The organism is Sporolactobacillus kofuensis (assembly GCF_024125425.1).
Taxonomy (GTDB): Bacteria; Bacillota; Bacilli; order Bacillales; family Sporolactobacillaceae; genus Sporolactobacillus; species Sporolactobacillus kofuensis.
In genome coordinates this window covers 194,923-204,143 of sequence record NZ_JAMXWN010000005.1, presented here as the reverse complement: position 1 = coordinate 204,143, position 9,221 = coordinate 194,923, and the positions used below count along the sequence as shown (strand labels likewise).

Sequence of the window (9,221 nt, the reverse complement as noted above, 5' to 3'; positions counted from 1 at the left end):
TTTGGCTGTTCCCACCAGACCGTACTGAACGAACTGCGTCGGGGGACAACCACCCAGATCGGCGCCAATCATCAACGCTTTCAGGCTTACTTTCCAGAAACCGGGCAGGCCGTCTATGAACGCAACCGAAGTCATTACGGGCGCCGATTCAAACTGGCGGCTGCTTCGAATTTCATCGCCTATGCCGAGAAGAAGATCCTGTCACAAGACAAATGGTCTCCAGATGCGGTCTGTGGCGCAGCCGAAAAGGATCCGAAGTGGAAAAGGAAGAACAGAGTTTGTACCCGGACCCTGTATCACTACATTGATCTTGGCCTTCTGAAGGTGAAGAACCTGGATCTACCCAACAAGCTCCGTTACCGTTCCAAAAAATCCGGACATCGCCCCAACATCAAGCATCTGTGAGACAGTATTGACAACCGGCCTGCAGCGGTTCAGAAGCGAAAGCAGTTCGGGCACTGGGAGATTGATACCTCGGTCGGTAAAAAATCCGGTGAGGACGATGTGCTCCTGACCCTGGTGGAACGCAAGACCCGTGACACGATCTCCCAAAAGATTGACGGCAAAGATCCAGATTCAGTAGACTATGCCATCAAGCGGTTGATCGATCAATTTGGTTCGTTGTTCGGTCGCGTATTCAAAACGATCACGGCCGACAATGGCAGCGAATTTTCAGGCTTGGTGAACAGCCTGAAAGAACAGAACACGCACGTCTATTACACGCATCCGTATGCCGCCTGGGAACGTCCGACGAATGAGCGCAACAACGGGATGATCCGTCGATTCATTCCGAAAGGCCGGCCGATTGAAAATTACTCTCGGACGTTCATTCACCAAATGATTCAAGCCATTGACCATCTCCCTAGGAAAATCCTAAACTACCGGACCCCTGCTGAAGTGTTCAAAATGGAATTACAGAAACTGGCGCAGTGAGTTGCCGTTTGTTCCTGCCGCCTAGGCGGTAGGAACAAACCCAGTGGTATCGCTGGATGTCCAGATGGCTAATTTATTATTGCAATCTAGCAAAATGAATAATTAACTATGTCTTTACGATAAGGAAATGGCGTTTTTATGTCAGAGATTGGGCAACTTGTGATTGCAGAGAAGGCGTAATCTATTTATGAGGCCGGAAGAAATCATGGGCAATTTAAAATCTAACAAGCAGGAAGAGTGGTATTTATGGACGAACGGGTACTGACATGAATGCCGCAAATTGAATTCGAGGTTGCTGAACCATCTGATAATTTTGGTGCCCAGACAATCAGCCTATTTTCACACCGACTCCTTTACTGGCTGGTAATCAATTTATATTCTCTATGGCGCACACAGTGTAAAGGAATTGAATTAAGATAACAGAAATGAGAGCCTTTGTTCTGGGACAAAGAGGAATCAGCCGTATCAGAACAATTCAATAGAATCTCAACCATGATTATTTAGCATATACAGGCTTTCAATTTTGTGGTGGACTTTATAACTAGACAACCGAACACCGCATGATTTATGCTTTTCAAGCTGTAGAGAGTTTGATCAACATCATGCCAATTTCTTTGGGAATTAGCATGACAACCAGCTTCGCATTTACTTCAGGAACTATTCAAGAGCATATATTTAATGGTGTTGCTATAGGCCTTGCAGCCAGAGGTCTATTTGATGTGAAAAAACACCTGCAAAAAAACAAAACCTGATATAAAATGATCAGGTTTTGTTTTTTTATTGCTATTAATTTTGCTTTGAAAAATGTAAATAGTTGAATTCACTCTGTCAAATGTATATTTTACTAAAAGATCATCATTAATTTCCCTGGCTCGTGTAATGATACAATTTATCGTATTCCTTATACATTTCAAGAGCAATTTGCTGGTTTTGATGTCCTATCCGTACTCTTGGAACGACAACGGATATCGCAACTTGAGGATTATCATACGGCGCATAGGAAACTAAAGTTTCATTGTAAAGACCTAAGTCATTTTCATCAATCTGTGCTGTACCAGTTTTGGCCGCTACTTTATATTTTTGTCCACTGGTATAGAAAACACTACCGGTTCCGTTTGCCCCATGAGTAACCAGATACAATCCATGCTGTACTCTCGCCAAATCATGCTTATTATTGTTTATTGTATTCAATACCTTAGGCTCAAAAGAATACACTGTCGCGCCAAGTTTATTTGGATCCGATCCTGTTGCATGGACGGATTCAAGGAGATGCGGCTGCATTCTGTATCCTCCGTTTGCAATGGTTGAAATATATTGAACCATTTCAAGCGGTGTGTAAGTGTCAAACTGACCAATCGCAAACTGGTGGATCAAACCAGACTCAGCAGGCATTCCACCGTTATATCCCGTTCCTTCGGTAGGAAGATCGATACCTGTCTTGACGCCAAGTCCAAATTGGCTATAGCCGTTTCTTAAGTGATTTATTGCATTAATAAATCTCTGATTCGTAACGTAAGGAGTCGTTGCTATATATTTTCCTCCTGCTGGAGTTAAGATGACGCCGGCCATATTAGAAACAATTTTCGCCATAAACACGTTTGAAGAAAATTGAAGAGCCGTCTCCGGGGTTAATTCACCCAATCCGCCTTGTTCCCATGACTTAAACAGTTTTTTTGTACCTTTGTAATTAATTTCCATATCTCTAAAGTGTTGAGGAACTGCATGATATTGAAAGCCGATTAATTCTGTCGCGCCTTTAACTGCCGAACCCATTTCAAATTGTGAGGTAATGGCATCGCTTGATACATCCTGAAACTTGCCATTGACATACTTCTCACCGCCGATGGCTAGAATCGCACCCGTTTTTGGATTCATCATCACTGCATAGGCGCTGTTATTTTGACCATTTCCTGGCATTGCTCTTGCGGATAAAATATTAGATTTAAGCACCTGATCCAATTTGTTCTGCAACCGAACATCAATCGTCAGCTGCAGATCATCTCCTCGTTCACCCTCTTTTACCGTTGGATTACCCACGGGGAGGCCTTTCTTCGTTTCATAAGTCAAAGTCATCGGTACACCGCGCAAATAAGATTCATACTGATCTTCGAGATAGCTGATACCAACATCGGTGTTTCGGCTATAACCTTGCGCTAAATACGTATTAATCTTATCTTCTGGAATAGGTCCCATTTTTCCAACATAGAAAGGTTTATTCTTGATATAAGTTCGTGATGAAACGTCTGCAGTTTGAATGGCACCACCAAAATCACTCAGATGATCCACGACATTAATATATTCCTTATCATCGACATGCAAGCCTCGCTTAATGATATAGGGACTTAGATTCGATGCTTGATTGAATTCATGTTGAATAGCCATGATCTGAATGTCTTTTGCGGAATAGCCTTTCAGTGCGGACTTAGGGACTCTGGATAAGAGTAACTGATATGCTTTATTTTGTGATTTTGCATATTCTTTCTGTTCCGCTGGCGAAAGATATTTATTATAAGCTTGACTCAATTTATCGAATTTCGTCAAAATATAATATTCTCTCTTATCGCGATTTGAAATCTTATCAATTGTTTTATTATCTACTGTAATATAGTTTGATAATTTCTGTGCGAGTCGGATGCTCTTTTGCGCACTGATTCCGGCATTTCGAATATAAACAATAGCCAGCTCTGCTTTGTTGTCCGCAAGCGTGACACCATTTGTATCGACTATTTTCCCACGTGCGGATTCAATTCGCGCGGATTGATAATGATCTGCATTCACCGCATTTTTATAGTGTTCTCCATTGACAATTTGGACATAACCAAGCCTTAAAATCAAGCCGGCAAATGCCAAAAAAACAACGAGAAATAAAATATTGAGCCTCAGTGGCAGATTATTCTTTTTCCCTTTGTTAACCGTTTCTTTTGCCACTATTTCCCCTCCCAGGCTGAAAAGCACCTTCTACTTTTTGGCCAAATGATTCATCACATCTGAATAAATTAATCTACCTATATATATTCGCAAATATTTATGGTTTCTGAGATAATCGATCAATCTTTATTGTAAGAATACAGGACACTTTTTGTTGAAATCTAATCTTTATTTTACGTTCACTCATTTCTTCTGTCAAAAACATATGTCAAGCATTTCTGGGTATGGGGCTTCGGTGCTCGCTTGCCGCAAGCGATCCGTGAGCCTCCTTATACATGCGGTTAATCTGCGGGGTCTCACTTGGCTCGCGATCATCAGAACGATTTCGCAGGCGTCTCGCACCACAAACCCTTTCCTCCGAGAAACATTTTACACAGACTCTATGAATCATAAATACCTAGAAAAAATAAAAACACCCGGAAATGCTGTCAATGAGCGATTTCCGAGTGTTTGTAAGGTAATACTTATGTATAACCAACGGAGGAAGAGGGATTCGAACCCCCGCGAGCCGTGAAGCCCCTGTCGGTTTTCAAGACCGATCCCTTCAGCCAAACTTGGGTATTCCTCCATATTAAGTGGTGGACCCTGTAGGACTCGAACCTACAACCGGACGGTTATGAGCCGTCAGCTCTAACCAATTGAGCTAAGGGTCCACGGGCGGTTAATGGGGATCGAACCCACGCATGCCGGAACCACAATCCGGTGTGTTAACCACTTCACCATAACCGCCATGGGTAGTGATGTAAATAAGAAAAAAAATAGCGGCGGGGGGGATCGAACCCTCGACCTCACGGGTATGAACCGTACGCTCTAGCCAGCTGAGCTACACCGCCATGGCTCCACAGGTAGGATTCGAACCTACGACCGATCGGTTAACAGCCGATTGCTCTACCACTGAGCTACTGTGGAATAAATTCAGAACATGAATTAATTTATCATAAGCACCAGAGCTTGTCAACATAATTTTTTTAAGCTTCAAAGCTTTAATGCCTGTCTCAACGACAAGAAATAATATACCATATCTGGTTGTTAATGACAATACTTTTTTTTAGAATCATTTAGTTTTTATTTTATTCAGCTTCCTCATTCAATTGGGTAACGAAGATCTTAGTCCCATCAACCGAGATCACTTTTACATGAGTATCCTTTTCTAGATAAAGGCCATCTGTGAGCGCGCTATAATTCTTGCCTTCAATCTTCACTGTTCCGACCGGATGAAATGGTGTCACGGTTCTCCCAGATTTTCCTATGAGTTCATGATAATCACTATTCATTGAGTTATATCCTTTTTCATCAGATAACCGATCATGCAGCATTAGCTTATCAAGATAATCCCTGGTCGGCAATATCTTTCTGAAAAATAACGAAAAACAAGAACCAATGACAAACGCTATGCCAACCAGCATACCGTAGAGCAGAGATGGTGTCGGCAATGCACACCCAAGAATCATAAGAACAAAACCAAAGACGCCAATGATTCCTGTAGTAAAGAGTTTACCGTCAACAATGATGAGGAGCAAACCGCCTACAAGTAAAAAGAATATCCAGGGTGATGCTTGATCCGTTAAAAAGTGTAAGAAATAATAAATGAACAATCCGCTTCCCGTTAAGGCAAGCAGTCCTCTTGCTTTCACAAGTAGTTCCGCAAACAGAAAGCAAGACGCGAGCAAAATGACAAAAAATCCACCGGCAGGGTAAGATAATAGTTCCATGATGTTCCTCCTCCACATCCCTTAAATACCTTATCTATCTATATATGCTTCATTTTTTCTTTGAGCTACTCTTCGGCTATTCGAAACCTATTCTTATAGATAATTAAAACATACACATGCCGGTAGGAAAAGTTTCTTTTATAAATTGTATTTTTTATTAGAAAAATAGGCATATTATGAGTTACTCCTGCATATAGATGAAAATAAGGCGATCTTTGATCAGAATAATAGGCTCTTGATTGGAGAAGATGGCATGAAGAAGCGATTTTTTACCATTATTTTCATCCTGGCATGTTGGACAAGCTACGTGGATCTCACTTCCGGATCTTTGCCAACCGGACAAGCTGCACAAACCACAGCGCAAATTTCAGAAAAAGCTACAGTAGCTTATCAACGGATCACTGTGTCCCCAGGAGATACGCTCCTTTCCATTACAGAACGAATCAATGAATCTGAACCCTCTATAGAAGAAATACTGAAAGATTTTGCGGTACTAAACCCTTCAGTGAATCCGAATCACCTGCAAATTGGTAAAACTTATGCGTTTCCAAGCTACAGTAAGGCTAACAACACTGGATCTACATCTGCCACCCCATGATCTTAATAGGTCTTTGGACTATGTAAAGTCTTTCATAGAAGTATTTATTCAGGCAGTGCTAGTGAATTCATGATATACTGACTTTAGCTGAAAGAGTCACAAATCATTCACTTATGAATAAAGGAGCGAATCGCTCGTGTCTGAAATTACACACCGCACGAAAACGAGAAAAGTTAAAGTTGGCAACCTGACGATTGGCGGGTCCAACGAAGTCATCATACAAAGCATGACCACTACAAAAACACGGGATGTCGCAGCCACTGTTGCACAAATCAAGCGACTTGAAGAAGCAGGATGCCAAATGGTTCGGGTTGCTTGCCCAACCATGGAAGATGCACTCGCGATCCCGGAAATTAAACGACAAATTACTATTCCGCTCGTTGTTGATATTCATTTTAATTATAAATTAGCTTTGAAAGCCATTGAAGGCGGCGCCGATAAAATTCGTATCAACCCAGGAAATATCGGTAAGCAAGAAAATGTAGAAGCTGTTGTCCGCGCTGCGAAAGAAAAGCATATTCCAATTCGTATCGGTGTCAATGCCGGATCCTTGGAAAAACATATTCTTGATAAATACGGTTATCCGACCGCTGACGGTATGGTTGAAAGTGCGTTGCATCATATTAAAATTCTTGAAGATCTCGATTTTCACGATATTATCGTTTCCCTCAAAGCCTCCAATATTAAGCTAGCTACAGAAGCTTATGAAAAAGCAGCGCGAACATTCGACTATCCCCTGCATTTAGGGATCACCGAATCAGGCACGGTCTTTTCCGGAAGTATCAAGAGTGCAGCTGGGCTGGGCATACTACTTAATGAAGGTATTGGGAATACAATCCGAATTTCACTATCTGCAGATCCTGTTGAAGAAGTCAAGGTTTGCCGTGAATTGTTGAAAACATTTGGTCTGACAAATGCAGCGACTCTTATTTCTTGCCCGACCTGTGGCCGAATCCAAATTGATTTGATTAAGATTGCTAATCAGGTTGAAGAGTACATTTCAAAGATTAATGCACCGATAAAGGTTTCCGTCCTTGGTTGTGCCGTAAATGGTCCTGGAGAAGCTCGGGAAGCAGATATCGGTATTGCCGGAGGCCGCGGTGAAGGTCTTCTCTTCCGTCATGGTGAAGTGATTCGTAAAGTGCCGGAAGATCGCATGGTTGAAGAATTGAAAATTGAGATCGACAAGATTGCCGCAGAATACTTTGAAAAAAAGAAAGCGGAACAAGATACAGTAAATAGTTAACCAAAACTGCAACGATAACAATGTAATACAAAAAGCAAGCCTCATTTTTTTGAGGCTTGCTTTTTGGTGTTCAATATCTTTAAGCCCTATACGGTCCCCTCAATTTCCAAATTTGGTTCAGCATGACCATGAATTCAAAAATCGTAAGAATGGTCAGCAAGACAAACCCTTGAATCAGATAGGGATTTATTGCGTGCTGAATGGTTGGACTCGTCAAAAGTTGATATTTCCACTTAATAAAGAATGCAAAACTCACGATTAAAAGTAGGAAAATAAAAACATAAACAAAAAACTTTGAGCGTGTCTGTCCCGTTTCCGCTCGGTACTGATTTTCCCAACCATCCTGTTTATTTATCTTGATTTTTGATATCCACACATTCAAATGAATGGCAATTGTAATCCACAAATAGATTTCAGGACTGATTAAAAACGTTGCTAACACGACGTCGATAAACCGACTATTTGGTGTTTTTATTGTGAGAATTAAATTCAATAGGGATGCAGCGATGACCGGTGTAATCCAGATCCAATTCCAATAAAACTGATCAGTAATTAATGCGGTTCCTACTAACGAAACGAACATCAGACGTATAATCAGATTAATAAATAACCCTGCTTCCTGTATCCAAAGCCGCCGAGAGTATTTGGTTTTCAAACCATCTTGGAGCATGTAATCTGTCGTACCGGATACCCATTTATTGCGTTGGCTTGAATAAGTATGCAGTGTTTTCATACTATCTACATAACAACGGGCACTCTTACTAATCATACAAATCCACCCACATGCCCGAATATATTGCGTCAGCAATAAGTCTTCAGTATCGGACTTATCATCATAAAGACCATTTAACTTATAATGATCCCGCACCTCTTTTGCTGCTTCCGGGCGAAAAATACTGCACTGTCCCCCGGCAATCTCAGCAAAGTAATTGCAATATTTTTGTTTCATCGTCCATTGGGCGAATTCACGATTTTGCTGTGCCACCCACCAGCGATTGATCGCATTTCCGAACTTTCCATTCCGAATCATTCGTTCCCGATCAGGATTATTGCGTAATACCTTCCGCTCGCTCTCAGGCATCAAGCAAATATAATTTGCCGATACTGCGCCTATCTTATGATTATGGCTGAGTTCTGACCAAAGTGTTCGAATGCATTCCTTATCAAGATAAACATCAGCATCAATTCCGACGAAAGCAACAATACTCTTCTCATATTCCTTCTGTTGTGTGCCAACCTCTTTGTTATCCGGTTCGTTTGGATTTCCCCAAAAGAGTTGGTAGAGCTGATTTAAAGCGCCAACCTTCCTTTGCTTATTATGGACCGTGTGCAACAGATAAAGTGACAACTGGTACTGTGCATTACAAGCTTTGATTACTTTTTCGGTATTGTCCGTGCACTTATCGAGCGCAATAAAAATATCCAATTCTAAACCTTTGGGCAACGACTGTTCCGCTAAACTCTTGAGAACATCTGAGATGGAGTCCTCTTCGTTGTGTGCAGGAAGCATCACGACGATTCTTGGTGCAAAGGTGCCCGAGGTAAAGATGCGGTTATTTACAGCGTCATCGTAAGTGACCACATGCGTTTGATCCATATTTTGCGTCCCTTCCATATCATGTGTACAACCATTTCAAAAGAACTATATGATCAGGTGTTCACATGTATGACATAAAAAAGGTTCGTTTGGAGGGTTTCTTTAGTCTATTGGATGGATCCACCACAAATATGAGTCAGGTTGTGGTGGTCACAAACGCCTGGGCGCCTCCTCAGAGGGACCTGCATGGTCTTCTCTTCTGGCTCA

General features: G+C 41.7%; 5 protein-coding genes, 5 tRNA genes and 1 pseudogene. 3 read left to right on the top strand and 8 right to left on the bottom strand.

What is annotated here, in order from left to right; genetic code table 11:
* Positions 1-933: pseudogene (locus NIE32_RS14420) on the top strand (IS30 family transposase); the annotation flags it as partial.
* An 858-nt stretch (positions 934-1,791) separates the two neighbouring features.
* Here NIE32_RS14420 and NIE32_RS06245 read toward each other — a convergent pair.
* From NIE32_RS06245 to NIE32_RS06215, 7 genes are all read right to left on the bottom strand, one after another.
* Positions 1,792-3,861: a peptidoglycan D,D-transpeptidase FtsI family protein gene (locus NIE32_RS06245; RefSeq protein WP_253053949.1), complete on the bottom strand. Its 2,070-nt coding sequence runs from the start codon at positions 3,859-3,861 to the stop codon at positions 1,792-1,794.
* Positions 3,862-4,339: 478 nt separating this feature from the next.
* Positions 4,340-4,429, bottom strand: a tRNA-Ser gene (locus NIE32_RS06240).
* 8 nt (positions 4,430-4,437) lie between these two features.
* Positions 4,438-4,514, bottom strand: a tRNA-Ile gene (locus NIE32_RS06235).
* Between the two features lie 3 nt (positions 4,515-4,517).
* Positions 4,518-4,590 (bottom strand) — tRNA-His (locus NIE32_RS06230).
* 30 nt (positions 4,591-4,620) lie between these two features.
* A tRNA-Met gene (locus NIE32_RS06225) sits at positions 4,621-4,694 on the bottom strand.
* 1 nt (position 4,695) lies between these two features.
* A tRNA-Asn gene (locus tag NIE32_RS06220) sits at positions 4,696-4,770 on the bottom strand.
* A 161-nt stretch (positions 4,771-4,931) separates the two neighbouring features.
* Entirely contained in the window at positions 4,932-5,573 is a 642-nt protein-coding gene (locus NIE32_RS06215) for an NfeD family protein (protein WP_253053947.1), read from the bottom strand.
* A 253-nt stretch (positions 5,574-5,826) separates the two neighbouring features.
* Here NIE32_RS06215 and NIE32_RS06210 point away from each other — a divergent pair, with 253 nt between their 5' ends.
* Positions 5,827-6,171, top strand: coding sequence for a LysM peptidoglycan-binding domain-containing protein (locus NIE32_RS06210; protein ID WP_253053945.1), 345 nt, complete (start codon positions 5,827-5,829; stop codon positions 6,169-6,171).
* Positions 6,172-6,307: 136 nt separating this feature from the next.
* Positions 6,308-7,417 carry a flavodoxin-dependent (E)-4-hydroxy-3-methylbut-2-enyl-diphosphate synthase gene (gene ispG / locus NIE32_RS06205; RefSeq protein ID WP_354327168.1) on the top strand — a complete coding sequence of 370 codons (1,110 nt, stop codon included), beginning with the start codon at positions 6,308-6,310 and terminating at the stop codon, positions 7,415-7,417.
* 79 nt (positions 7,418-7,496) lie between these two features.
* Here the strand turns inward: ispG and NIE32_RS06200 are convergent, their stop codons facing one another.
* Complete coding sequence (locus NIE32_RS06200) at positions 7,497-9,014, bottom strand: glycosyltransferase family 2 protein (protein ID WP_253053943.1); 1,518 nt, start codon at positions 9,012-9,014, stop codon at positions 7,497-7,499.
* Positions 9,015-9,221: the final 207 nt, after the last annotated feature.